The organism is Singulisphaera photorubra, assembly GCF_045290345.1.
Classification (GTDB): Bacteria; Planctomycetota; Planctomycetia; order Isosphaerales; family Isosphaeraceae; genus Singulisphaera.
The window spans coordinates 3,605,204-3,632,010 of the sequence record NZ_CP155447.1 but is presented as its reverse complement, the minus strand read 5'-3'; the positions used below and the strand labels follow the sequence as shown (position 1 = coordinate 3,632,010).

Sequence of the window (26,807 nt, the reverse complement as noted above, 5' to 3'; positions counted from 1 at the left end):
GGTGGGATGGTTGATGATGGCCGGCTTGTCGGTCGGCCTCGAGGCGACCACGGCCCCTGCGCCGAGGAGAAGGGGCAAAGCCAGGCGGTCCGCCCGTCCGACCAGTCGCGAGCGATCGCCCGGCAGATTCTCGACGATGCTCTGCCGCAAGCCGATCGTGAGGCGCTCGTCGCCAAGCACCCTGAGGCGTCGGCGGAATTGATCGCCGCAATGGTAGAGGACCTCGCCACCGGAACCGACGAGGAGTATCGCCGAATCCCCTGGATCTGGCGGGTTGCGATTGCAGGAGGCCGGCGCAACAACGCGAAGGAACTCGCGCAACTCCTCGACGTGTCGCTTCCGGCTCCTTCGGCCCGACTCGAAGATTGGCAAGCCGTCGTCATCGGCGGTGGCCTGATCAACGGGGTCAGCCTTGAGGGTGTATGGCCGGCCGCGCGGTTCCAGGAAGTACTCGAGGGCCGGGCGGATCTCAAGCCGCGGTGGCAGAGGGCGATCGAGCTCGCCTCGGTCATGGCGGACGACGAAAAGGTCAAGACCGGCACCCGCTACGATGCGTTGCGGATGCTAGGCGTCGAGCCCTGGGATCGCTATGGCGCCCAGCTCTTCCGCTACCTGGTCAAGGGCGTTCATCCCGAACTGCAACAGGGAGGTGTCAGTGGCCTGGCCGACCTGCCGACTCCGTGCGCCGGGCCTGCCTTGCTGTCGGGGATGAATCACTACACCCCCCACGTTCAGAATTTCGCCCTCGACGCCCTGCTCCGCGACGAAGGCCGGATTTCCGCCCTCCTGGATGCGGTGGCCGAGGGGCGGCTCGACAAGAGCAAGCTCGGAGCGAAGCGAATCGAGACGCTGCTAAATTACCCGCAAGAGGGCCTGAAACGTCGCGCGGTCGAACTCCTGGGCACCGAGAAGTAAGCAACGATTAGAGACCAGAATGCAGTTTTTCCCGATAGGGGTAGGGAGGGCAATCACGCCCCCCCTCCCTCCAAACCGTGCTGGCGGTTCTCCCGCACACGGCTATCCAGTCGGTGGTGTTACCTCAGAGAGGGTTGACGCGCTAACTCGTGAGCCCGTTTCAAGCTATAGAGCCCCTGGTCAGCAAAGAAGGCGTTCGGCCAGCGGGTGTGGTCCACACCGCGACCGCGGCCGGTTAGCTTCATGCGTTTGCGGAGGATACTCCGCAAACGCATTCGGATCCAACCGTCGAGCCGAGGGAACGTCCATTTATGGCTGTGTTTGAAGTACTCAAACCAGCCACGAAGGGTCGGATTCAGTGTGGCGATGATCGTGCTGAGGCTATCGCCGGCGCTCCGCGACGTCTTGGCCCGGACCGTCTCCTTAAACTTCTCGAGGCTCTTCGGCCGGGGGCGGCGGGTGCCTCCCTCGAACCGATAGCCAAGGAAGTCAAAGGGTTCGGATGTGGCGTCGATCACACGCGTCTTGGTCGGGTGCAGGGTCAGGCCGGCTTCCGCCGTCCATCGCCGGATCACGTCCAAGGCGGTGGCCGCATCCGCTGCTGTTCGACACAGGATGACGAAGTCGTCCGCGTAGCGCACCATCTCGAAATTCCGTTCGGCCATCAGATGGTCGAGGGGGTCGAGATAAATGTTACTGAGCAGCGGGCTGATCACCGCACCCTGGGGCGTACCTTGCTCCGGCGTCCATTCCGCGAGGCCGTCCAGGACGCCCTGCCGAAGGAACGCGTCGATCAAGGACAGCACCTTCCCGTCCGATACCTTCTCGGCAACCAGTGCCAGCAAGCGATTATGGGGAATCGTGTCAAAATAGCTCTTCAAATCAACATCAACGACACATGCGTAATCCTCATGGAGCAGTTCCTCGACCCGACGTAGTGCGTCCTTACACCCCTTACCGGGGCGGAAGCCGTAGCTACGGGGGGCGAAGTCGCGCTCGAAGATCGGTTCCAACACCTGCCGAAGTGCTGTCTGGACCACCCGGTCGCGAACCGTGGGAATGCCCAGCGGTCGCCCCTCCTGACTCCCCGGTTTGGGGATCCAGTGGCGGCGGATCGCCTGCGGACGGTAGGTCCCCGTACGCAAGGCGTCACTGAGTGCCACAAGTTCCGCGTCGAGTCGATCCACGAACATCGTCACGTTGACGTGGTCCACTCCGGCGGCACCGTCGTTGGCGGCGACTCGAGAGAACGCCGCATGAAGGTTGCGTTCGGGATGGACTTTGTCGATCAAGCTGAACCACCGGCCTCCTTTGACCCCCTCGTCGAGGGCCGTCAACATTCGTTCCGTCCAGACCGTCGGTTCTACCCACCCCCATCGGGGCATGGCTTCTCTGGCGCGTTTAGCCCGTGCGGGCACTGCCTCCAGTCGATCTTCCGTCGCGTCGGACATCGCGTCTCCACCTTCCTGCACCCCTTCGCTCCACCGGAATTACCCGGCTTCCACGCTGTCGGGTCGGAGGAGGCGCGTCGAAACGCTGGCCTCCGTCCGCCGCTCAAACTGGACGTGCGGTTTTCCCGCATCCAGCTTTCACAAAGGCGCATCAATGGCGCAGGTGCAAAGAAGGAATCAGGTAGATCAGGCGCACGAGTCCCAATTCGCCGTACAGGTGACGCTCCGGAAGCTGTTTCCAACCTCGGCAGCGCCAACGTTTGAATCGCTGTGACCAGAGGCGACGCAGGATCCAACGGTCGAGTTGGGCGAAGAGCGTACGGATGTGGGCTTTGCAGTAATGCTGGCCCCATCCGCGGATGACCGGATTGAGTTCGGCGATGAGTGCCCGGGTACTCACCGGAGCTTTGCGCCGAGTCCGCTGGCGAATCTGATCCTTGAAGTGCTCGATCGACTTCTCCCGCGGGTACGCGTAGAGGTTGCCTTGACGGCAGCCCGTACGGATCTTGCCCGGAGCCAGCTTCAGAGGCCGGCGACCGCGTTTGATCTTGTATCCCAGGAACTCAAAGCCGGTCGTGACGTGTACGATCCGCGTCTTCTCGACGTTGAGCGTCACACCCAGTGCTTCCAGGATCTTGGTGGCCTCAGCCAATACCCGGCACGCTTCTGCCCGAGTGTGACACGTAACCACCCAATCGTCAGCATAGCGCGTCAGCCGAAAGCCTCGGCGACGCATCTCGCGGTCAAACGGAGTCAAAAGGATGTTACTCAACAGGGGGGAAACGATCCCACCCTGAGGAGTACCCTGCTCGGTCGGGAGGCGTTGGCCCTCGGACAGGACGCCGGCCTTGAGCATGCGCTCGATCAGCCGGAGCACTCGCCCGTCCGAGATTCGTTGGGCAACGAGTATTAAGAGCTTTCATGATTAACCGATCCAAAGAAATCTTTGAGGTCGGCGTCGATGATCCACTCGGCTCCTGTGCCCAACTCCTTCCAGATTTTCGCATGGCATCCTTGGTCGATCTCCTTTACGGTATCCGAAGCTGGCATCATCGAATACTGGTTCGAAGATCGGCTCCAGCCGGTTCAGTAGGGCCTGCTGACATACCCGGTCATAAATGGTCGGGATGCCGAGCGGGCGAAACTTGCCCGGCTGGCCGGCTTTGGGGATCAATTGTCGTCGCACCGGCAGGGTTGATAAGTGTCGCTCTTGAGTTCCGCATGGAGTCGGTCCAGTTGCTCCTCGAGCACCTTCTCGAAATCCATCAGGATTGCCCATCGACGCCACCGGCCCCGCCGTTGCCCTTGACCTTAAGCCAGGCATCCTCCAAGTTCCATCGCTTGTAAACCTTGTCCACTAGAGAATGGACCTTCTTGTCCCCAGTCGGGTTGAGCCAGTCCGCCAGTCTCCTCGGGCGATCGCGTACGGGTTTTCACTCATGGAACTGATCCTCACGATAGCCCTTACTTGTCCGGCATCGTGTCTCGCGCTAACCACCTTTGCCGGCCGCCTTCCCAGCCCACTCAGCTGCCGATCGCTCGGTCACGAGGCTTTCGCCTCGCTTCTGGTACTATTCGGCCGTCCGACGACTCGCCCGGCATCGCTCGCCACTTCGCCTTTCGGCTTATAGGGTCACTGATCCCGGTGCCACCCAGGAACCGAACGAGTCCTCCTGGGGTCACGTCTAGATCTTCCGTACCGTGCCGTCCGCAAACACCTTGATACGGTGGGTGAATGAGAACGCCTTCGCCCCCATAGTGCGGGCTCGACCTTGCCCCACCTTTGGCCGACCGGTTCATCATGGAGATGGCTCTCCTCGATTACGGCCCGGTACTTCTCCGCAAGCCTTTCGGATCCCGCCTCGCGGCGGACACCCTGCCCTCTGGTTGTCTTTGCGGACAGAGCGCGACAGTAGGTGCATCCCCTTGGCTGTATCCGTCGTTTCCGACTTCGTGCCCGTATAGGGTTCTCCATGGTTGCGTTCCCCAGCCGACGAGGCATTACCCCCGTCTTTGGATACACCGCCCCTCATTCGAGCGGCCAAGGGACTTGAACCCTCCGGATCTAAACGCTGCCCAGCACACACTATGGGTACTCTGACTCCGGGACGGCCGGCTCTTCGTATCCTTATCAGGGACAATGAACACCGTCTTGAATGCCGTCCAGGTCTCCCTGTGTCATGTCATCAAACCTTCCGGTCATTCCGTCTCCAACCACCGACTGCCACCCCGCAACACTTCTGGGGTTTCTTGTGCCGGGCTTACCGGACCACGTCACCGTGGCCGCCCCGTCTCAGGGGGCCGCGCGTCAATTGGGCTTCGCCAGTCCCTAGCAGGCTCGCCGTGACAGTCGGCCGAATCGAGTTCACTTGCGTTACGGACTGATCGTTCACCTCGGGTTGCTCCCCACCCCGCCTCGCGGCGACGCAGTTACCGTCAGTTACAGGGTGCCAGAACACCCTGGCATGGACTTGCACCTTGCTGATTCGATGCACTTACAGGCGCACTAGGGTGGGCACGGCCCACCATCCCTATCTCCTTGCCAAAGTTAAGATGGTGGGCCGTACCCGCCCTACGGGAATTGTTAGGCCGACGATGATGCTATTGCCGCTCGCATTGACATAAGGAGAAACGGATTCGGCGAAGCTTTACCCTACCCAGGTCGTCACTCCTTCAAATGAGACTTCGTTCGACGGCACCGACACCTCAGGCCAAGATCACTTCGATCCCTAGCTCGCGGAGCTGCCTGAGGACCTCCGGCGCCGCATCGCTGTCCGTCACCAGATGGGTCACGCGACCTGCCGGAGCGATCAGATGCAAAGAAACCGTGCCAAGTTTCTCGCCGGCCGCGAGGACGATGACACGCGACGCATAAGCCACCATCGCTCGTTTCACCTCGGCTTCTTCGGCATCGAATGTCGTGATCCCAGCTTCGGGATGGACCGCGGCCGCCCCCAGGATGCAAACGTCGGGGCGGATCAGCCGGTACGCATCCACCGTCGCCACACCATTACTGGCGCGTGCCGATTTGAAGAGCCGACCGCCGATAACGATCCCCTCGGCCACCGGATGCTCCGCCAACGCAGTTGCGGCCGGCAAACTGTGAGTGACCACCGTCACCGCGAAATCCAAGGGCAGGTTTTCGATCACCGCCAACGGCGTCGTTCCTGCATCCAGAACCACGAGCTCACCAGGATGCAACAGCTTGACCGCGGCCGCCCCGATTCTCCGTTTCGCCTCGGTGGATTCCTTCTGCCGGGAAGCGTATTCCACCGAAATCGACGACCGGGGCAAAGCCCCTCCATGAACACGCTGAAGCAATCCCGCCTTATCCAACTCGCGTAGGTCGCGGCGGATTGTGTCTTCCGAGACGCCAAACCTCCGGCTCAATCCTGAAGCCAGCACCTTGCCCTCGAGCTTGAGCACTTCGAGCAAAGCCCTCTGTCGCTCTGCGGTCAGCATCGCCCCTCCTTTTTTCTTTTCTCCACAGTTTACCAAATCCCGCACAAACCTGCGGGAATCAGCACAGAATCTGCTTGGTTTTGCACGGTTAATCTTGATTCCGCCTCTATCCGGCCGATAATAGGACCAGAGTCGGCAGGTGCGTGCAGGTTCAAGCATAAGGCCCCGTGTTTCACCATGGATTCAACGTCGCTCCTCCAGGTCGGTTCAGAACCACGGATGCTCCCGCTACGGTGGCCACGCCTTGCCAATTTCACGATGTTCGCGGTGGATGGGATCGGGTTTGGAATGTGGGCGGCCTTCCTGCCGACGTTCAAGGCAAACCTGTCGTTGAGTGATGGCGGGCTGAGTATCCCTTTGTTTGCGATGGTGACCGGCAGTCTGCTGACCATGCCGGTGGCGGGCCGAATTCTCGCCAGCCGCGGTAGCCGAGGAGTGGTCCTGGTCTCGGCGATCTGTTTCAGCAGCCTGCTCCCCTTGATCGCGCTCGCGGCGATCGCTCCCGGAGGCTTTCTGCTCTTCACGTTTGCGGCGCTACTCTTTGGCGGCTCGAAGGGGGCCTTGGACATCTCCGCCAACGCCCAGGCCGTAACGGCCGAGCGAGCCGGTGAGCGTCCCCTCGTCTCGGCCTGCCATGGATGCTGGAGTCTCGGGCTTCTCTTTGGCTCGGCGATGGCGGCCTTGACCCTGAAGTTTCGCGTTCCGCCTCCGCTCGCGATGCTGCTCGCGAGCCTGGTGCTGTTGGCGATGAGCATGATCGCCACGGGAAGTCTGCTCAGCGATGAACCCGTTGATTCTCCCCAGGCGAATCGAGCGACACTCTGGCCACGAGGACGTCTCCTGCCGCTCGCGGTACTGGCCTTCTTCGCCCTCTTTTGCGAAGGGGCGATGGGAGATTGGGGGGCGATCTACCTGGAGGGCGAGGTCGGCGCGTCGGCCGCTTCGGCCGCGTTCGGTTACTCCGTCTATGCCATGGCGATGACTGTCGGGCGATTCTCCGGCGACGTGTTGGTCGCCAGGCTTGGAGCAACCGCCCTGCTGCGAGTCAGTGCGCTCTTTGTGGCCGCGGGCATGGGTGCCGCACTGACGTTCCGGTCCTCTGCGGCCTCCCTCGCCGGGTTCGTGTTTATGGGGTTGGGCCTTTCCAACATGATCCCGATCATTTTCCGCTCAGCAGGGCGGGAAGACCGTGCCGGGGGTGCCATTGCCTCGGTCGCGACGGTTGGCTCGTTCGGATTTTTGATCGGCCCGCCGATCATCGGATTACTCAGCAAGGCTGTTGGCTTGTCGCATGCCCTCACCGTGGTCGTGGCATTTGGTCTGATGATCGCGGCATGTGCCCAGCTTGCCGCGGATCGGACTCGTTGATATGAATCGACATAATTTCAATCAACTCAAAATGGATAAGTGATGCGAAATTCCAAGTTTCCTTACTCCCTGGCCGCGATCGACATCGACGACACGCTCGTCGGACCCGACAAAAAGATTAGTTGGGAAAACCGCCGAGCGGTCGAGCAGCTCCAGTCACTTGGCTGCCGTGTCGTCCTGGCTTCGGGCCGCCGACATGCGAACATGCTCCCCTACTGCGAAGAGCTGGGCCTGGACGATTTCGTCGTCTCCTCCCAGGGGGCGCGGGTGGAACACTTGCGGACTGGAGAGGTGATCCACCACGCCAGGTTGGCGCCGACCGATCAGGCGGCGTTGGTGGCGGAGGGGCTCAGTCGTGGTTTCACCGTGATGCTCTGGCTCCCGGAGGGGATTTTCGCCCAGGCCCATACTCCCTGGATCGATGGCTACGGCGAAGACACCGGGGGCGACCTGGTCACGATCACAGACCTCCTGTCGCTTGCCTCGCAACCTGCGGAGAAGATCATCTGGGCGGCCGATCCTGAGGTAATCACTCCCACATCGATTGAAATGAGCTCACGTTATGAGGGACGAGTGTCAGTAATGATCACCATGGACTGGTACCTCGAGTTCGCGGCCCCCAACGCGAATAAGGATGACGGCGTCGCGGCTTTGGCGCGTCATCTCGAGATCCGTCGTGCCTCGGTGCTCGCCTTTGGCGACGGTCATAACGACGTTTCGCTCCTGTCATGGGCGGGGATGGGCGTGGCGATGCCCCATGGGCGTGAGTCCGCACGATCTGTGGCACAGCTCGTGGCAAGCGACGGCGATCCGGAATCGGCCCTGGCCCGCGCTGTGGATCAACTGACCCGGGAATATCAGAGCGGAGGGGTGGTGTGAGTCAGCCGCAGTTTTTCCGAGGATTCCACTACGTCGGGAGTCCGAGCTCCTCGCTCGGCCCTGACGAAGCGGAGTCGAGTTGGACGCCGCTCGTCTGTTGCCGCAGCATCGTCGTGGCGAATGCGAAGATCTGCCGCACGGCCTCTTCCGGGGAGAGGCCGCGAGCGTGAATGTTGGAGATGAGGTTGCGATTCGCGTCGGTATGCCCAGCGCTAGGTCGGTAGGCCATGTAAGCGGATAGGCTATCCGAGGTGGTCAGGCCGGGACGCTCACCGATCAGAAGCAGGACAATGGCCGGGTTGAGCCTCTCGCCAATGTCGTTGAGCGCTCCGACGCGGCAATAGCGAATCACAAATGGTCGGCCGAACGACCAGCCCCGCGCCTTCGCTCCGGACTCCAGAAGCGGGAGTAAGGCTGGGACCTGGGCCGCAACGGCGGTCGCGGAGAGACCATCACCGATCGCCACCTGGAGGGTGGACCCTCGCGGGCAGCGGGACTCCAGCTCAGCGAAAGCCGTGGCTTCGAGACGCCTTCCCAGGTCGGGACGCATCAAGAACTCCTTTTTCGAGGCGGCTTGCGTACCGACCTCGAAGAGGCCAAATCGATCGATGAGCTCGGTGCCAAGGTCGCGAACCAGGTCCAACTCGCCACGGACCGCGTCGAGGGCGGCGGCGTGGTCCTGCCGGAGGTCGAGCTGCGCCTGGGTCAGATAGCTCGATCCAGCGCGGCCGACCATGACCCGCGCGGGGGTGCGAGCGCGGATCGCGTCGAACGACGCAGCCGGGTTGTCCTCGCCCCGGTCTGCCAACGGATCGGCCATGGCGTTCTCCTTGATACCTACTCGACGGTTGAGAACTGCGAATCCTCGCTCTCGGCCAATGCCGTCTGAAGCCTCGATTCCGAGCCGAGGCCGGCCGCATCAATCCGAGGTGGCCCAGGAAATCGCCGCCGCTCAGACCCAATCCAGGCCAACGCAAGAACCACCGCGGACGAGCCGACAACCCAGACAGAACGTTCGTTGGGAGGCTGCATGCCAATGGCGATCAGGACGAGGCATCCGACCACGCTGAGCGCGGCCAGCGGCCGATACCAGCGGCCGATGTTCCAGGGCCCCATCGTCGTCCAGGACCGGCCGAACGCGACGAGGCCGAGCGCGGTGGGAACGACGTAGGACATATAGAGGAAAATAACGCATACCGCGGTGATCGTCGAATAGATCGGGGTCCAGACCGTGAACAGGACCGAGGCGATCGAGACCGTCCAGATTGCAACAGCCGGGGTCTGATGAGCAGGGCTGACGCGGCGAATGGCCGCGGAGTATGGCAGGCCGCCGTCCCTGGCGAACGCGAACGCCATGCGTGACGCCGAGGTCACCGTGGCCAGACCACAGAGGTACTGCGCCATGACGATGCCGACCGTCAACAGAATCGCGATCGGGCCGGGAAGCACCCGATCCACAATCGAGAGGAACGCCCCTTCACCTTGTGCGGCGGCCTTACCCAGGTCGGGGGCGGCCAGGACGACCGCGCTCAGCAACACCCAGCCGGCGAGCCCGGAGATCACAACGGAGCTGACGATCCCACGCGGCACGGCGTACGCGGCCGCTCTCGTCTCCTCGGAGGCATGGGCAGGGGCATCGAAGCCGGTCACTGTATACGACGGCAGGAGCAGCCCCAAGGCAAATAGAAGGACAAGGCTCTCAGATGCCGGCCAAACATTGCCACCAGCCGGCCCACTGTAGTTGGTGAAAGTCACCAGCCGGGTCGGGTCCAGGCTGGGGGCAAAGGCGATCAAGGCAATCGCGAGCGCGGCCGAGACGCCAACGATCAGAAAACCACTGAAGTCGGTCAGGCGGGTCGTCGCCCGGATCCCCATGTGATTAATCGCAGCATGCGAAGCCGTGAGCAAGCCCACACCCAGGGCCTGGGCCGCCGGTTCCAACCACCAGGCCGGCAACCCCAAACGAGGGCCAAGTGCGCCGACGGCGAAGCGGTAGGTGCCGACGTTGATCGCCGCGAGCACGGTGACCAGGCCCGCGAGATTGAACCAGGCGGTCGCCCAGCCCCAGCCACGGCCGCCGAGGAGCGAGGCCCAGTGATAGAGCCCACCGGCCGTCGGGAACGCCGAGGCCAATTGCGCCATCGTCGCGGCGACCGTGAGTGAGAAAAGACAGGCGAGCGGCCACCCCAGACCGATCGAAGCCCCGCCCACAGCGCTCAGGCCAAGGTGGAACGAGGTCAATCCGCCCGACAGGATGCAGATGATCGAGAGCGAGAGCGCCAGGCTCGAGAACGCGTTCATGCGCCGGGACAGCTCCTGGGCGTATCCCATGGCATGCAACGTCCGCACGTCGTCGTCCACGTCCTCATCTCGTTTGCTGTCGCCTTGCGTCAACGGCATCTCAGTGAGTTCCCTCGAGGACGGATTCCAATTTCGGCATAAGCTTACGCAGCTCCGAGGCCTTGGAGAGCGTGAGTTCGCCGCCGCGGAAGATGCCGAGCCGCTCCAGCCAGTTGACGAACTCGGGTGCGGGGCTCAGGCCGAATAACCGGCGGACGCCGAGGGCATCATGATAGCTGGTCGATTGATAGTTTAGCATCACATCGTCAGCGCAGGGGACGCCCATGAAGAAGTTGGAACCCGCGGCCGTCAGCAAGAGGAGCAGGTTATCGGCCGAGTTCTGGTCGGCGTCGGTGTGGTTGGTGTAGCAGACGTCGCAGCCCATCGGCAGGCCGAGGAGTTTGCCCATAAAATGATCCTCCAGCCCGGCGCGGATGATCTGCCGCTCGTCGAAGAGGTATTCGGGACCGATGAAGCCAACGACGCTGTTGACCAGAAACGGGTCGAGCGAACGAGCCAGGCCGTAGGCTCGCGCCTCCAGGGTCAACTGGTCGACGCCCTGATGGGTCCCCGACGAAAGGGCGCTCCCCTGCCCGGTCTCGAGGTACATGACTTGATCGCCGGCCCACGCGACGTCGCGGCCACGGTGATGTTCAAGCACCCGCTCCCGCCCTTCGCGGAGCAGAGAAAGGCTCACGCCGAAGCTGGCGTTGGCTGCCTCGGTGCCGGCGATCGACTGGAAGAGCAGATCGACCGGTGCGCCGCGCTCGAGCGCATGGAGTTGGGTCGTGATATGGGCCAGGCAACATGCCTGAGTTGGAATCGCGTAGGCGTCGATCAACCGAGCGAGCCCGTCGAGGATCGCGACGGTCGCCTCGACCGACCCAGAGGCGGGGTTGACCCCGATCATCGCGTCACCGCAGCCGTACATGAGGCCGTCCACGGCCGAGAGCAAGATTCCGACGAGGTCATCACTCGGGTGATTGGGCTGGACCCGGATACCAAGAACCCCACGCTCGCCCATTGTGTTCCGACAGCGCGTGACGGTGCGGATCTTACTGGCGGCAAGGACCAGATCCTTGTTGCCCATCAGCTTGGTCACCGCGGCAACGATCTCGGGCGTGATCGCCGCCCGGGCCGAACTCAGCTCAGCGCTCGTCGTGGCATCGTCGAGCAGCCAGTCGCGAAACCCACCGACGGTCATCCCACGGATTGCGGGGCACGCCTGGTCGTCGACCGACTCGAGGATCAGGCGACTGACGTCATCGAGTTCGGGGTCGATCAGAGGGTGGTTAATGATTTCGGCGAGGGTCAAGTCGGCCAGCACACGCTTCGCTGCAACCCGCTCGCGTTCCGATCCGGCCGCAAGCCCCGCGAGTCGATCCCCCGACTTCTCTTCGTTGGCTCTGGCGAACACCGAACGCAGATCTTCGAAGACAAAACGCTCGGCCCTGATGACGGCGGATAGGTTCATAGCCGATCACCCCACACCACGCGATACAACATCCGAACAACGTCAAGGGTCGGGGCGCTTCGAGTACAGTTTGATCTCTCCCAAGCGCTTTCGCCATGATAATCAGCGCACGAATCAACGGGAATCCACACGCGCACAGCAAACCAACAAACACAACTATCAAACACGTTCGCTCTTTTTATCGTTCGTAGGGTTCCATATGAATAAGGACGTCGGTGATGGCGCTCTCCGTTGCCCGAATGGCCCCCTTCACCTTGCCGCTCAAGAGATGCGCATCATGAAGCGAGAGCAACGGGTCCGCCTGAACGTGGACATCCACCGAGTAATTCAGGCCGCTCTTCCTGACCCGGAGTTTCTCGATCTCCCGCACGCCCTCAACCGCCCTTGCCGCGGACTCGATCTGCGCAATGATCTCTCCATCGGGCATTCGGTCCATGAGATCGTTGAGCGCTGGCCGAAGCATAAGAACACCATTCACAGCAATAACGAGACTCGCAATGAGCGCCGCCCAGTCATCGGCGGACTCCCAGCCTGGCCCACCCCACAGGGCAATGGCGATCCCGATGAAGGCGGCGGCCGATGTAATCGCGTCGCTCCGATGATGCCAGGCGTCGGCCTGAACGGCCGTGCTGCCCGTCTCATCTCCAACTTTGAATACTCTGCGGAAGAGAACTTCCTTGATCAGAACGACGCCTGCGACGACCACGAGCGTGAACGGGGCCGGAGTATGGTGCGGCGTGACAATCTCGCGAATCGCGACGATGGTGACGCTCACCGCCGCCCCGAGAAGCATCAAGGCGACCACCGCACCAGCAAGTGATTCAGCCTTGCCGTGACCATAGGGATACGTCTCGTCGGCCGGACGGGAGGCGACATGGAGCCCACCCCAGACGATGAGGGAGGAGAAGACATCGGTGGAAGACTCGATTGCATCGGCAATCAAAGCGTAGGAATTACCGATGATCCCGGCGAGAAACTTCACAACCACCAGCCCTGCGTTAACAAGAAGGCCGGTTTGCGCCGCCCGAATTCCCTGATGCGCACGACCAAACTTATTAGCAGTTCTCGTTGTTTTCAAGTGAACTCAAATCCATCTTGACCTACCGATTTCATCGCCTCTTTGAAAACCAACGATCCGCGAAAGAGCTAAAGAACCGATGATTCTTGGGGTTACCGGCACGGGTAGGTTTGCACTAGCACGGCCGTCCCGGCCGTAATTCTCTCGGGGTCAACGTGAGTCTGAGGAATGGCCCTGGGCCGAGGGGATACGGCCGGGCCGGCCGTGCTAAGGATTCGACCGGTCCGGAAATCCAATAATGTAAACATCTCGATTTCTTTAGTTTATTAGCCTCTCGGTCATAGGGGAGTGTCTGTCAGGTAGGGTTGCCCGGCCCGGACGTGGACGAGCGGCCGGATGGTAATTGACCGAGCAGGTGGAGGACGAGCCCTCCGAAGGTGACGGCCCACGCCAACAGGGCGACCCAGACGAATCCAGCCGGGATCGGGGCCAGGAACGGTAAGTCCAAGGCCTCAGCCATCGTCTTCGTGGCCACGGTGTACATTCCGAGCGGAAACACAGCCGACCAGTATCCGTGGTCGTACTGGAGCGGGTACCTCCGTCGCACGTGCCGCCAGGCCCCGAGTGTCAACAGAACGGGAATCCACCAGGTCGCCGTCGCCCAAAAGAGTAGCGTTCCTCCCTTGATGAACGGGAGCAACTCGGCCACCAGTGGAGAGCGGTCGGCCAGCCCGACGATCCGGGCGCCCGCCAGGGTCGAGATCGCCATTGCCCCCATGTTGATCCAGTACGGCGGGGTCAGATCCCCAGGGGCGAGCGGGAGGAACAGGATGCGGTAGAAGATCAGCGAGATCAGCCAGACGTAGAGCATCCCCCCGACGAGCCAGAAGCAGAGGGGAACGAACGGTCCCCACGCGTCCGGCAGGTCGGCGATCACGAAGGTCCCGAGTACGCTCACCGCCTGCGTGCCGACCACGGTGACCAGCCACGCCCCGCTGATCCCCTTTTCCAGTGACGGCTTTTCCTCCTGCTCCATCAGCCAGGGAAGCACGGTGTAGGTCAGGCCAACCCAGAAGCAGACACCCGCCCCCCAGAGCCAGAGTCCGACGAATCTCGATACGCCGAGCGTGACGAACTGATTGCCGAGGATGCAGGTGGCGGCGACGATCGTGAAGAAACCGGGGGCCCTGGCATGACTCCGCAGGTCGTCCCGGAAGGCGGCGTGGTGCCAGCGACATCGAACAATGAGCAATCCCCACAGCAAGGGATAGAGCAGAACATTGAGCCCGAACAGCGTCCAGGCGACCGCCGGCATTCCGGCCCCGTTGGCGGCGATCGCCACGATCCCGGTGGCCATGACCATGGCGAAGATGCTCGGCGGCATGTTGCGAGTGCTCATATCAATTTTTGTCGCCAAGCGGGACAAACGACCTCCGCACGAGCCAGACATTCACAGCCAGGCATCCGAAGCTGGCCGCCGCCGCCGGCCAGACGACCTCGGTGTCGCCGCCGAGCCAGGCGTTCATGGTCGCGGTCAGGAGCCAGAGCTGGAGCACCACCATGAGGGTGACGACCAGGTTCACCCCTTCCACGATCGTTCCCTTCTGGGCCCGGGTAAGCTTTGGTTTCATGTGGTGCGAAGCTCCCATCCGGTCGCGTACACGGTCCCGTCCCGCACTTCCAGGGTGACCCGGGGGAGCGGCCGGCGGGGTGGTCCGGCGATTGGTCGGCCGTGCTCGATCTCGAAGTGACCGTTGTGACACGGACAGAAGATGTCGCCGTGGTCCGGCCGGGGAATCACGGCGCAGGCCAGATGCGGGCACTTCTGGCCGTAGGCCACGAGCTTATCCTCGGCAAGCCTGACCAGAATGCACGGCTCGTCGTCGGCGTAGCGGAACTCGACCACTCCGCCGACCGGAACGTCGTCGAGCCGGGCGATCGACTTCTCGGGGTACGGGCCGTCCTTGCGAACCAGGCTCGCTCCGGCAATCCAACACTGGCCGGCGACGAAGGCACCACTCGTCAGGACCAGGAACTTGGTGAACTCCCGCCGGCCGACATAGTCGTCCTCCGGGACGTCGGTCGGGAAATCCTTCCGCCACTGCGGCTGGTCGGCCAGCGGCCGACCGTCCGGGTAGCTGCGGGGCTGGTCGGGGTCGTGCGCGCTCATGGGCCGGCCGCCTCCAGGGGAATCTCGGTCAGAATGTTCAAAAGAATGGCGTTGCCGGTCGGTGGGTTATCCATTGCCGCGGTCACGTCAAGGTGGTCGATCGGGCTGGTCTTCGGCACCAGGATGTGAACCTTGGTGGTGACCCGCTGATCGCCAAATCGAAAGTCGTTCACCGGCCGGGACCGCTTCCGCTGCTCCTCAACCTCTTCGCGCGGACCGTAATACAAGGCCCCGCTCGGACAGACGGTCGCGCACATCGGCTTTCGCCCGGTGCTGGTCCGGTCGAAGCACATGTCGCACTTCATCATGAGGTCGAGCTCGGTCATCATCTTGGGAACCCCGAACGGGCAGGCCAAGACGCAGTTCGAGCACGCGATACAGCGCGGCTTCCGCGCGGTCATGACCCGACCGTCCTCACTCCGCTTGATCGCGTCAGCCGGGCAGACGTCCGCGCAAGTGGGGCTGTCGCAATGCATGCAGACCATCGGAACCGTCTGCACCGACGTGCTCCGCTCGACATACTCGATGTGGATCATCGAGTGCCCCTTGTGCGTGTCGCATTCGGAGCAGGCGTGCTCGCAGGCGTGACAGCCGATGCACCGGTTCGGATCCACGAAGAATTCCATCTCGATAGTCAACGGGCCACCTCCCCCTTTATTTCTATTGCTGGGGCTCGAGCGTCCGGGCGTACTCGGGCTCCGCCGACTTCCTCAGGCGAACGGCACAGACCTTGTACTCAGGGATCTTCGACATCGGGTCCTGCGCGGCGATGGTGACGAGGTTGATGCTCTTGTCTCCGGCCCAGTGGTAGGGGACGAACACAACGTCGGGGCGGATCGTCGTCACGACCTGGCATCGGATTGTGATACGTCCACGCCGCGATTCGACCGTGACCCAGTCCCGATCCACGATGCCGTGCTTGAGTGCGAGAATCGGGTGCAATTCCAGGAGCGGCTCGGGGTACTGGTCCACCAGCGGGCCGATCCGGCGGGTCTGGTTCCCGCTCAGGAACTGGCTGACCACCCGGCCGGTGGTCAGGATCAAGGGGTAATCCGCGTCCACATCCTCCGTCGGCGGCTCATACTTCGCGACGTTGAAGTGGGCCTTACCGTCCGGAAAGTAGAACGGTCCCGCCCCCTTGGCCACCGGATTCCATGAGCCGGGCTCGAACAGGCGAGGGGTGCCTGGATGATCGATCGGGTGGCCGTCGCGATCGGTCGATGGGCATGGCCAGAACAGGCCCATTCGCGACTCGATTTTCTCGTAGGTGATCCCGGAGTAGTCGACGACTCCGCCGGCCGACGCCTTGCGCAGCTCGTCGAAGATTTCGCGGGGTTGAGTGAACGTGAACCCGCGTTCGCGGCCCAGGGCCTTCGCGACATCCTGGATAATCCGCCAGTCCTGTTTTGCGTCCCCCGGCGGCGTCACCGCCTGGTTGATCTTGATGACCCGGCCCTCGGTCGAGCAGACGACCCCCTCGTCCTCCTCGTGCTGCGAGCCGGGCAGGACGACATCGGCGAACCGGGCCGTCTCGCTCAGGAAGAAGTCGATACCAACGACGAACTCCAGCTTTTCGAGCATCCGCTTGATGAACGTGCTATCGGGCAACGACACAACCGGGTTGAACGACCAGAACAAGAGGCCTTTGATCTCCCCGGCCTCGACCTTGCGGAAGATCTCATAGCAGTCGACTCCCGCCCTTGGCATCTCGGGCTCGTCCATGCCCCAGACGCCTGCGATGAATTCGCGATGGCTGGAGTTCTCGATGTCACGACCGCCAGGGAGTTGGTCACACTTCTGGCCATGCTCGCGGCCCCCTTGGCCGTTCCCCTGGCCGGTGATCGTGCTGTACCCGCAGCCTGGCCGGCCAATCCGCCCCGAGGCCAGCACGATGTTGATGGCCCCCAGAACGTTGATCACACCGTGGCTGTGCTGTTCCATGCCGCGAGCGTGCATCAAGTAGCTGGTCTTCGCGGTGCCCCAGAGCTCGGCCGCCTGGCGGATCGCCTTTTCGGCGATCCCGGTCACCATGGCCGTCTGCCGCGGGGTCCACTCGTTCACCGCTTCGGCCACCGCCTCGAATCCGACGGTATGGTTCCGGATGAACTCGTGGTCGAGCCAGTCATGCTCGATCATCAGGTGGAGGATTCCGGCATAGAGCGCGGCGTCGCGGCCCGGCTTGACCGGCAAGATCAGGTCGCAGGTCCGAGCGAGCGGAGTAATCCGAGGGTCGACATTGATGATCTTCGCCCCATTCTCACGAGCCTGCCAGATGTAGCTCGTGGTGATCGGAGCGCACTCGGCGACATTCGCGCCGCCAATCCAGATGACGTCGGCAAGCGGGATGTCTGACATCGGGTTGCCGGCCCGGTCGATCCCGAACGCCTTCTTGTTCCCAACCCCCGCGCTCACCATGCAGAGCCGGCCGTTGTAGTCGATATATTTTGTCTTGAGGCACATCCGGGCGAACTTGCCGAGCAGGTAACACTTCTCGGTCGTCATGCTCGCACCGCCGAGGACGGCAAAGGCGTCAGGGCCGTACTGGGCCTGGATCCGCTCGATCTCCGACGCCACGCGCTGAATCGCATCGTCATAGCCGACGGCCCGGAATCCCTCGGACGACGACGCGTCGCGCACATACGCGTTTGTCAGCCGGTCGTGGTGCGATCCCTGGAGGTAGCGGCGAACGCCCTTCGGACAGAGCATCCCCTTGTTGAAGGGGAATTCCTCCCAGGGCTCGAACCCGACAACGGCATTCTCCTTGACCTTGAGTTGGATTCCACATTGCTGTCCGCAGAAACAGCAATGCGTTTTGATCAGTTTATCCGGATCCACACTCGTATCGACCTGTTGCCCGGTCGGATAGGTCTTGAGCGGGCCGAATCTGGCAAGCAGTTCCGGCGTCAGCGGCGGTTCGACAGCCACGCGATCATCCCCCGTTGGACACCTGTGCCCAGACTTGCCCTTGAGCCAGGGCGAACATCTTGCGCCGGCAGGCCGGGCAGACGTGCTGATAGTGGCTGGTCTTGGCCCCGGTCCCGGTCTTACCGGTGGCCTCGTACTTGTAACCGAGTTCCTTCTCGACCTGAATCAAGTCCTCAATGTGAACCAATGTGGCAAACGGCAAGGCGCACCGGACGCACACCGCCTGTTCGCCCGCCTCGCCGACATCGCGGTAGAACTTCACCCCTAACTGGGCCGGCCGTTGAAAGATGTGGAAGAACTTCCCGAACGGCAACCACAATAGGGTGAAGATGACCGTAACCGCGTGAAGGATGGCCAGAAACTCGTAGGCGTACCCCTTCATCCAGGTATAGCTGACCGCGAGCAAGAGACCGGTGATGCTCACCGCAAACAGCAAAAAGAGCGGGAGCAAGTCTTCTCGGAAGTTCTGGAGCGCGGCCGCCGCATGATCCCGGATCCGGCGATGGTAGGCCATCAGCACTCCTGGGATCACAAGCAAAGAACACCAGACTAGCCCGTGAAACAAGAGATGCCCGAAGAGCGACTCGTGCCGGAAGTCGAACAGCCCGAAGCCAAAGGCGTAGGTGCGATAGCGGGCGAGGTCGCCGGGTACAGTCTCGAAGTGGACCCAGCCAAAGACCAATGGAAACGTGATGGCAGCCGACCCCAGGCAGCCCCACATAATCAGCATGTGAGCCAGGCCGCGGGGCTTACTTCGCTTCCAGATAAACGCGTTCAGAAGGAAGACGCTAGTGAACCGCTTGAGGAAATCAGTGAACGTATCCCAGAGATGCGCCGGCCGGCAGAACGCTTTCCAGCCGCGTCTCCAATACATTCGGGTGGGGGGTCGCTGGAGCCACATCGAGTAGCGGTAGGCCACCCCGAAGGCGGCGAACAAGCTGGCGAAGGTGTAACCGACGAGGGCCGCATCAACATGCTTAAGGTTGCGCGACCCAACCAGGATGGCGACGGCCAGAAGACCCGCCGTGGTCAGCCCAACGATCGCCGCTCGCCTTTGCTCAGGGGACATGACGATTCCCTCACCATCCAGCAGCGGGAACGGGCCGGAGGCGATCGGAACGACACCATCACAGCCCATTCCGCGCCGACTCTACCCGTCCCCCACACCCGGGTCAACCATACACTGGCCTTGCCCCAATTCATCAGCATTACCCAGATGATCGGTAAACGCCGTCGCGTCCTTTCGTCTCCCCCACTCACTTGTGGTTGCGACGGCTCTGCGCGGTCTTCGTAAGCAAATATTGTCACCAAGTTCATTGGGGCGATCTATCGACCGTGGCACCGAACCGCGAAATAGAGCCGGCGCAAGGACCAACGAACTTGAAGGTGCACCACCGGTCTTGTCTCTTACGACAAATCATCGTTGCATTAATCAATTCTTTGGATTTATTTGATTTTTGCATAAGCTAAATCCCGGCACTAGCTTATTACAAATTTGCCGTCCCTGAGATTTCACTCGCCCTGGGATCAAGTAAATTCCCCCTCTTGACATAAGGAGTCACCACTCTAAATTTCCTGAACGGCAGGCCGTTCAGCGCCGGAAGTTGGACCGAGGCAAGGACACCACGGCCTGCTCACATCCCAACCATTACATTACATTGATTTAATATTAGCATTAATTCGTGACACAATTCCGATGATCGCAATCACGAATGCCGTCCAGACAGTGAATCGGTCGGGCGAGAATCAGGTAATGTCACCAAATAAGCAACCCGCAGAGTGATCGATCCTGGCCGACGTGACCGCCTACGCTGCGGTCACGGGAAGCACGGCGGATCCTGAGTCGAAGTGCTCGCCAACTCAGGGCGAGCCCCACTTCCCCGATCGAGTCTGCTCAAGGAGGTCGATTCGCGTGCGATGAGAGATCGAACGGCGATCTCGGAGGATCGCCAATGGGTCAAGCTCGAAAGGCTTATGCCATGAGAATCCACCTGAATTCGATCGTTGGTCTACTGGTCGTAATCGCGTGTTCGCTCTCGGGGTGGTCCAAGTTCTCAACGAGCACCTCCTGGGCGGGGGATGGGAATACGAATCGTTCAGGGACGATGAACCATGACCGGGGGAATCGGGACTGGTCGAATGACGCGGTCCTCGACTGGAACGCGGTGCTATTGCAAGCTTGTGCCAACGACTACGATCCCGCCGTCGTGTCGCCCCCCGACCAGAGAGGACCCGAGAGAACAGCGCGTGCCTTTGCCATCGTGCACGTGGCGATTTTTGACGCCGTGAACTCGGTTGATGGGTCTTTTACGCCTTACCTGGCTGCGATCAAGGCCGCGCCCGGCGCGTCGATCGACGCCGCCGTGGCTCAGGCTGGCCACGACACTCTGATCGCCCTTTATCCCCACCAGAAGGCCCTATTCGACTCAGCACTGGCTCAGTCCCTCGACGGCATCCCTTCCTGGCAGTCGAGACGAGGCGTCGAGGTGGGGAAGGCCAGCGCCGCGAATATCCTCGCCGCCCGGGCAAACGATGGCTCGATGGAGTCGATGAGCTATACACCGATCCGCTTGCCCGGCTACCACCGGGTGGATCCCCTTCATCCCACCCAGGGGTATCTCAACCCCATGTGGGGTCGGGTCATCCCGTTTACCATGACCAGCAGCGAGCAGTTTCTGGCGCCAGACTTCGTCGGAGAGAACCCCGTGTCCCGATTCGCCTGGCTCAATAGCGACGAATACACGGCGGCGTTTCTCGAGGTCAAGGCATTCGGGGCAAAGAACAGTTCGGTCCGCACCGCCGATCAAACGGAGATCGGCATCTTCTGGTCGTACGACGGCAGCCCAAGGCTCGGCACTCCGCCTCGCCTCTATAACCAGATCGCGCGTGTCATCGCCAATCAGATGGACAACTCCGAGGTGGAGAACGCACGCTTGTTCGCGTTGATCAACCTGGCCATGGGAGACGCGGGGATCTCTTGCTGGTATTGCAAATACGAATACCAGTTCTGGCGCCCGATCATCGGGATCCGCAACGCTGCCAGCACGGGCAACCCTGCCACAGTCGCTGACCGGAATTGGGAGCCTCTGGGGGCCCAGGCCGACAACGGTAGCGGAACCAACTTCACGCCCAGTTTCCCGTCGTACACCTCAGGACATGCATCCTTCGGCTCTGCCCTCTTTCAGGTTTTGAGGAGGTATTACGGCACGGACGAAATTCCCTTTCGCTTCCAATCCGATGAGTTCAACGGCGTGACTCAGGACGATACCGGCAAAGTTCGCCCGCGTCGGACGCGTTGTTACTTCAACATGACCCAGGCGGAAAAGGAGAACCACGACAGTCGCATTTATCTCGGCGTCCACTGGCGGTTCGATCAGCACTGGGGACTGGTTGAAGGCCAAGCACTCGGCAACTTCGTCATCGACAACTACTTGCTCCCTCGTTGATCGATTTGGCACCACGGCTCGCGTTCGTAGCGCAAAGAAAAACCCGGTCCTGAAGTGGACCGGGTTCTCGATGGAAATCTCAATCAGGCTCGACGGCATCCCGACTCACGCGGTGGTGTTCAAAACCCGTGAGGCGATCGCACGCCGCCAAGCCGCGGCGCCTGTGATGGAGAGAACGCCCAGGACGACCGCGAGAACGACGCCTTGCGATCCCCCTTCGACGAATCCATAGCTATGGAGTCCGACGCCAAGCACAAAGTTGACGCCGTACCAGGCCATGATGACGGAAAGGAAGCAGACGACCGACGCGATGACCAGGCCGAACGTGTTGACCCAGCCGGCGAATCGACCGTGGAGCGGAATCAAGTAGACCAGGAGCGTGATCAAGGCCCAGACTTCCTTGGGGTCCCAGCCCCAGAACCGGCCCCACGAGTAGTCGGCCCAAACTCCTCCCAGGATCGTGCCGGCGGCAATCAGGAGGACGCCCACCTGCATCGTTCGGTAGATGAAGTTCGAGAGCGGCTTGATCTTGGCGGCCGTCGCTTGCATCGCCAAGCCGCGGGCGTCGAGTTTCGGCCGGCTCAAAGCGGCTCGGGCGCGAATCTCGGCGACGGTCGGCTTGGTGGCGGTGGCAACCGATCCGCGCTCCTCGACGGTCACGGTCTGAACTGATGTCGCCGCGGGAGCAGGGGTCGCGCCCTCGCCGGCGAGTGCCGCGGCGTCGAGTGCGGGCTGGTCACGGAACGTGGCCCGAGCCACGAGTTCGCCGAACACGCCTCCTCCGCCGACGATGGTGAGCGCGCCCCCCACGCCAGCGAAGACCGAGCACACGTTAAACAGAAGGTTCGCCCGTTCCAGGGGTAGGTTCACGCCGAATCCACCGTAGGACGCCGACAGACCGAACGCTCCGAGGAGGAGCAACGGCAGTCCCGGAATCAACGGGGCGCCAACCTCCATGATCGCGGGAGACCGACGATAGGTGGCGGTCAGGTAGTAGAAGGTCGCGATCATCCCGAGACCCATTGCCAGGGCGAAGGCCGCGTAGCTCGAAACCTCGGTCAGAACGTGAATCGTCAGCCAGTAGTTGCTCCGCAAGACCGGCTGGAGGCTACGGATACCGGGATCGAGCAGGGGCACATTGGCCGCCAGGAGAGTGCCCAAGAGCGCCACGCCCGAGCCGGCCAGCACCGCGAAGGTCTTTCGGAAGATCATCTCGAAGACCACCGCCAGGACCGCCGCCACCAGTGAAACCCAAATCACGGTCTCATACATGTTGGTGACCGGAGCCCAGCCGGAGATCCGCACTCGCATGGCGAATCCGATGATCTCCAGCGCGATCCCAGCCAGCAGGCAGACGATTCCCGACCAGTAAACAATCGAGCCAAGCTGCCAGAAGGGCACCCGCTCGCCTTCACGATTCGAGGAAAATCCGAGGCTCACCGCCAGGAAGGCCAAGGCCAAGCCGTAGCCGTAAGGAGCCTTGTAGAACGGATTCGTCTCGTTGAAATAGGTTTCCAGGTCCATCGCCGCGATGGTCGGGTAGTTATCCCGGTTGACCTTCTGGCCGAGGGCGCGGGTGGCGGCGAGCAGTGCGGCCGCGTTTGACTTCGGAGCGGCTCCAGGCGCGGATTCTTCGGCTTGCTCCATCGCCCGGAAGGTGGCCAGGAACGATTCGACTTCTTTGGCCGGGAAGCCGGCCTTCGCCAAATCCTCAGGCTTGGTCTCGAGGAAGACGCGCAACGGGATCCAGACCGAATTTTCTTTCAGCCAGGCCGTGAAGTTGGCGTCGAACTCAGCGTCCTTGCCCGGTTCTTTCCAGTCCTCGCGCGGGATGTCTTTGTAGTAGGTCAAGAGCGCGTTGGCAGAGTCGAGCTCGAGCGGAGTAAGCCCCTCGACCCCTTGCCGCTCTCTTGCTTTTTCAAAGGCGGCACCGCAGTAGGCAAGATAGGTCGGATTGTTCGGGCGGGGCATGACGAGCATCGGCTCGACCGAGCTGATCGTGCGATCGCGAATGGCCTGATAATGAACAAGTCGTGTTCCGACTTCGATGGCCCGCTTCTCGACGTCGGTGAGCTTGGGCGCGTCAGAACTCATGTTCGACTCGCTCTTGTTCTTCCGATCGGCCAGCTCGCGGACCCAGGTATTGAAGTCGAGGGCCTGCCCGTCCACCTTCACCCGGGCCGACTCGAGCTGGCGTGGGGTAAGCCACTTGTGGCTTTCGCCCAATTCGTCGGCGAGCGTCTCGACCGCCTTACGGTCCTCGTCCGAGAGAGTCGCCTGGCGAGCGAAGCGCCGCAGGTCCTCCGCGTCGAGATCCTTGCGAGCGATCAGTGACTTAGCAAGCCTCTGATCACCGGCCGTGGTCTTGGGCAGGTTGGCGATCGCGGACAGCCGCGCTTCGATGGAGTCGGCCAGCAGGAGCCGCTTCAAGGGGATGTATTCAACGAGGATGATCGGCTGGTCGTCCCAAAACTCGGGACGAACCGACCAGTTGAACAAGGCGGCGACTGGTCCCCAGGTGGCGATGACCTGGTCATTGGCGCCGAGGAGCTTGATCGTCTCGCGGCCGAAGATTTGCTTGACCTCTTCGCGGGCCAAGGTGTCGAGCGGTTTCTTCCGCCCCTCGTGCATGACAGGCAGCTTGGCGAGGTCGACGTAAGCCGGCCCGGTGCCAAGCGCCTTGGTGCCCTCTGCCCCTGGTGCAGGCGTCTCGAACGCGATCGCCAGGGGGAGGCCAAGCAAGAGCCACCCGATTCGTTTCATGTCCGTCTCCCGGCTCAAAAAATCTTGGTCTGATCGATCGTCGGGTCACGTCACCAGTGAGGAAAGCTACCGAACCCTCATCCCAAGTGTGGCGGCCCGCCGCATTACGTTGATCGCACTCGGCTACAGCGTCTCGTCCGACTCGGACACAACTTCCACGTCATTCGTCTCGGGCGAGTGGTCGCCGGACTTGGTCTTGGCCCGGGCCTTGGCTTCGGCGAGGGCACGTTCACGCTTACCGCCGTCGGAGAAGAGGCCGGCACGCATGTAGAATTGAGCGAATGCCCCCGCGACGATCAGGAGGCAGCCGAGGTACTTGATCGAGCGGCCAGGGTCGATGCCAACCTGAAAGATCGACTGGAACCGGCCGGTCTCTCGTCCTGTGTGGGGATCTTGCTCGCGAGCATAGCTCGCCTGATAGAAGGTGTAGCCGCGATGGGTCAGCGGCTCGTTCATCGAGATCGTGTGCGGCTTGTTCTTGATCGCCATCGTCTCGTCGGAGAGCCGAACCTTGCTAGTAAAGCTCGACGCCTGCTGCGTACCAGGGTCGAACTCAACTTTGAAGTCGTCGAGCTTGAGCGAGAACGCCAGCGGCTTTCGGTCGACGTCGTAGACCACGTCGTAATCACCGTCGGGGAAGGAAACCCGCTGGGGGACCGGTTCGAGCGTGGGGGAGCGACGAATCCAGAATTCCTTGGTCGTGGAACGGTCGCCGTTCTTGACCGTCATCGCCACCAGACTGGCGGCCAGGCCGTTGCTCTGCTGGCCCTTGGGGAGGACGATCGGCTCGCAAACCTGTTCCTCGCGGCCCCCGGTGAGGTAGTCTTCGACCTCGAACGAGATGGTCATGGGCATGCCCGGGTTTCCCCCGAAGGCCACCATTTCCTTCCCCTTGGTCAGGGGACCGACTCCGCGAACCTCGGCGACCTCCCCCTTACCCCGGCCGAAGATCCGGTAGTAGAGAGTACCCTCAGGCGTTCCCAGGATCTCGATCAGGCCAAGCCGGCCGGCGGCCATGTCGAGCGTCGGCGGCAGGAAGTAGTCGATCTCCGCCAGCGGCTCCTTGGAGAGCTCGGGCTTGTCGGGGTTGGGGATCAGGCTGGGGACCATCGGCATGAGCGCCCAGCCGTAATAGTCAGCCTCGGGCCCATCGCCCCGCTTGATCTTGAAGTGGGCGACAGGAATGTCGGGGTCACCCAGCAACTCATCGAGACCAGCCGGAATCAACGTGGCCCCTTTGAACGTGACGATCAGGTCGCTGTCGGGCAACGTGACGGTCTTGTCCTTCTGGTCCTCGAGCTTCCATTCATAGGTTCTCGACTTGTTCGACTTGTCGCGATAGCGCAGTCGAGCGACCCCGCTGGGGCCAAAGTCTTTGGGTGGGTTCAGAAAGTCTTCGACCAGCTCCGGACGATCGACATAAGAAAATGCAAATGTCGCGGGCCCTTGACGCTTGACGACCCGGTTCAGTCGCTTGAAGACCTGGATCAGCTTGTCGTCGTGGGGAGCGATCCAACGGTCGTGTTCCTGGGCATCTCCAAAGGCGTCCATCGGCCGGGTTTGGCCGGGCGCTTTGGCCTGAACGCGGACCTTGATCATCGGGATCCCGTCGGGGTCGGCGACGTGGGCGCTCGTCCAGGCCGAGGCCGGAATGTGCGACTTGACCACAAACTTGATCGGGTCCTGGGGACTCGTAAGCACCTCACCGTCGTTCTTCTGCGGGTCGAACACGCCGGCGGTCAGGGCGTGCGCGACCGACCCCACCACACCGCGAGGTCGAGGGCTCCCCGGCCCCCAGCCGAAGTTGCCTGGTCGGAACGGCAGGCGGAATTCCTCGTCCGTCGGCTTCTTGGTTTCGGGGTCGATCGGCCAGACCCGGATGACCGGGTAGTCAATCCGAACGAGCTCCTGGCGCGTTTGCCCCTCGACCATGCCGACCTGTCCTTCGTCGGCGGTTTTGAGGCTATAGAACGAACCGGCCAGAAGCGTCAGAAGGCCCACATGGGTGATCACAAAGCCGGTCTGCCGCTTCTTCCAGGGAAACCGGATCAATGCGGCACAAAGGATGTTTGCTCCCAGGAATGCGAGCAAGACGGCAAACCATTTGGTCTGGTAAATCCATTCCTGCACCGCACTGGCGCCGTACCACGACTCGAAGAAGGTGGCGTAGGCCAGGACCGCCGCAAGGCTCGCCAGGCTGATAACCGCGAGTTTGAGCGAGGCCAGGAATCGATAAGCAGCGTCAAAGACGCCAAGGATGCCGCCGACCACCCCGGATCGTGAATCACCAGGATGCGGTGGGGACGAAGGATGCTTCTTCGTGGCGGTCGCCATTATAGACACCTAAGGGGAGGGCAGAGGCGCGGAAGGAGGGTGGGACCGGGGGTGGGGCAAACGGCCCGACGTCGCTGCACGCCTCAATCTCGTCATTGTAGCCTGATCCACGCTTGAGGGCCAAGGGATAGCCCCACGCATGGGCGACACGACGACTCGCGAAGTCCGGCCCGTCGGCAGCGTTCGAGACGCGGACTGATGGTCCCACTTTATTTTAATGGCGATTTCGGCGAAGAGAAATCGGTCTTTCTTCAAGTTGGGG

The 26,807-nt window shown here is 62.0% G+C and carries 19 protein-coding genes; 4 read left to right on the top strand and 15 right to left on the bottom strand.

Going from position 1 to position 26,807, the window contains the following annotated elements; translation table 11 throughout:
• The first annotated feature begins 6 nt into the window (after window positions 1-6).
• Window positions 7-915 (top strand): hypothetical protein, encoded by a 909-nt coding sequence (locus V5E97_RS13905; protein ID WP_406699918.1) that lies wholly within the window; start codon window positions 7-9, stop codon window positions 913-915.
• Between the two features lie 119 nt (window positions 916-1,034).
• Here V5E97_RS13905 and ltrA read toward each other — a convergent pair whose 3' ends face one another.
• The 3 genes from ltrA to V5E97_RS13885 form a co-directional block, all read right to left on the bottom strand.
• Window positions 1,035-2,366, bottom strand: coding sequence for a group II intron reverse transcriptase/maturase (gene ltrA / locus V5E97_RS13900; protein WP_406699917.1), 1,332 nt, complete (start codon window positions 2,364-2,366; stop codon window positions 1,035-1,037).
• Between the two features lie 151 nt (window positions 2,367-2,517).
• On the bottom strand, window positions 2,518-3,243 hold the full coding sequence (locus V5E97_RS13895) for a reverse transcriptase domain-containing protein (RefSeq protein WP_406699916.1): 726 nt from the start codon (window positions 3,241-3,243) through the stop codon (window positions 2,518-2,520).
• Between the two features lie 1,829 nt (window positions 3,244-5,072).
• Entirely contained in the window at window positions 5,073-5,828 is a 756-nt protein-coding gene (locus tag V5E97_RS13885) for a DeoR/GlpR family DNA-binding transcription regulator (RefSeq protein ID WP_406699915.1), read from the bottom strand.
• 177 nt (window positions 5,829-6,005) lie between these two features.
• Here V5E97_RS13885 and V5E97_RS13880 point away from each other — a divergent pair, with 177 nt between their 5' ends.
• Window positions 6,006-7,196: an MFS transporter gene (locus V5E97_RS13880; RefSeq protein WP_406699914.1), complete on the top strand. Its 1,191-nt coding sequence runs from the start codon at window positions 6,006-6,008 to the stop codon at window positions 7,194-7,196.
• Window positions 7,197-7,238: 42 nt separating this feature from the next.
• Entirely contained in the window at window positions 7,239-8,075 is an 837-nt protein-coding gene (locus V5E97_RS13875) for a Cof-type HAD-IIB family hydrolase (RefSeq protein ID WP_406699913.1), read from the top strand.
• Between the two features lie 28 nt (window positions 8,076-8,103).
• Here the strand turns inward: V5E97_RS13875 and eutC are convergent, their stop codons facing one another.
• The 10 genes from eutC to V5E97_RS13825 all read right to left on the bottom strand — a co-directional run bounded on the left by eutC (window position 8,104) and on the right by V5E97_RS13825 (window position 19,140).
• Entirely contained in the window at window positions 8,104-8,895 is a 792-nt protein-coding gene (eutC, locus tag V5E97_RS13870; RefSeq protein ID WP_406699912.1) for an ethanolamine ammonia-lyase subunit EutC, read from the bottom strand.
• 17 nt (window positions 8,896-8,912) lie between these two features.
• On the bottom strand, window positions 8,913-10,475 hold the full coding sequence (locus tag V5E97_RS13865) for an amino acid permease (protein WP_406699911.1): 1,563 nt from the start codon (window positions 10,473-10,475) through the stop codon (window positions 8,913-8,915).
• A gap of 1 nt (window position 10,476) precedes the next feature.
• Window positions 10,477-11,889 (bottom strand): ethanolamine ammonia-lyase subunit EutB, encoded by a 1,413-nt coding sequence (locus V5E97_RS13860; protein ID WP_406699909.1) that lies wholly within the window; start codon window positions 11,887-11,889, stop codon window positions 10,477-10,479.
• Window positions 11,890-12,067: 178 nt separating this feature from the next.
• Window positions 12,068-12,967 (bottom strand): cation diffusion facilitator family transporter, encoded by a 900-nt coding sequence (locus tag V5E97_RS13855; protein WP_406699908.1) that lies wholly within the window; start codon window positions 12,965-12,967, stop codon window positions 12,068-12,070.
• Window positions 12,968-13,262: 295 nt separating this feature from the next.
• Complete coding sequence (locus tag V5E97_RS13850; protein WP_406699907.1) at window positions 13,263-14,306, bottom strand: tellurite resistance/C4-dicarboxylate transporter family protein; 1,044 nt, start codon at window positions 14,304-14,306, stop codon at window positions 13,263-13,265.
• Window position 14,307: 1 nt separating this feature from the next.
• Window positions 14,308-14,538, bottom strand: coding sequence for a DUF6755 family protein (locus tag V5E97_RS13845; RefSeq protein WP_406699906.1), 231 nt, complete (start codon window positions 14,536-14,538; stop codon window positions 14,308-14,310).
• Window positions 14,535-15,077: a QcrA and Rieske domain-containing protein gene (locus V5E97_RS13840; RefSeq protein WP_406699905.1), complete on the bottom strand. Its 543-nt coding sequence runs from the start codon at window positions 15,075-15,077 to the stop codon at window positions 14,535-14,537. The genes V5E97_RS13845 and V5E97_RS13840 overlap by 4 nt, the downstream gene beginning before the upstream one ends.
• Window positions 15,074-15,703, bottom strand: coding sequence for a 4Fe-4S dicluster domain-containing protein (locus tag V5E97_RS13835; RefSeq protein ID WP_406701156.1), 630 nt, complete (start codon window positions 15,701-15,703; stop codon window positions 15,074-15,076). The genes V5E97_RS13840 and V5E97_RS13835 overlap by 4 nt, the downstream gene beginning before the upstream one ends.
• A 34-nt stretch (window positions 15,704-15,737) precedes the next feature.
• Window positions 15,738-18,002: a molybdopterin oxidoreductase family protein gene (locus V5E97_RS13830; protein ID WP_406699904.1), complete on the bottom strand. Its 2,265-nt coding sequence runs from the start codon at window positions 18,000-18,002 to the stop codon at window positions 15,738-15,740.
• 4 nt (window positions 18,003-18,006) lie between these two features.
• Window positions 18,007-19,140, bottom strand: a complete 1,134-nt coding sequence (locus tag V5E97_RS13825; RefSeq protein ID WP_406699903.1) for an MFS transporter — start codon at window positions 19,138-19,140, stop codon at window positions 18,007-18,009.
• 814 nt (window positions 19,141-19,954) lie between these two features.
• Between V5E97_RS13825 and V5E97_RS13820 the strand changes: the two genes are divergently transcribed.
• Entirely contained in the window at window positions 19,955-21,448 is a 1,494-nt protein-coding gene (locus V5E97_RS13820; protein ID WP_406699902.1) for a vanadium-dependent haloperoxidase, read from the top strand.
• A gap of 105 nt (window positions 21,449-21,553) precedes the next feature.
• Here the strand turns inward: V5E97_RS13820 and V5E97_RS40480 are convergent, their stop codons facing one another.
• Together V5E97_RS40480 and V5E97_RS13810 are read right to left on the bottom strand one after the other, a co-directional pair.
• Window positions 21,554-24,211 carry a cytochrome c biogenesis protein gene (locus V5E97_RS40480; RefSeq protein ID WP_475297065.1) on the bottom strand — a complete coding sequence of 886 codons (2,658 nt, stop codon included), beginning with the start codon at window positions 24,209-24,211 and terminating at the stop codon, window positions 21,554-21,556.
• 123 nt (window positions 24,212-24,334) lie between these two features.
• On the bottom strand, window positions 24,335-26,545 hold the full coding sequence (locus V5E97_RS13810; RefSeq protein WP_406699901.1) for a cytochrome c biogenesis ResB family protein: 2,211 nt from the start codon (window positions 26,543-26,545) through the stop codon (window positions 24,335-24,337).
• Window positions 26,546-26,807: the final 262 nt, after the last annotated feature.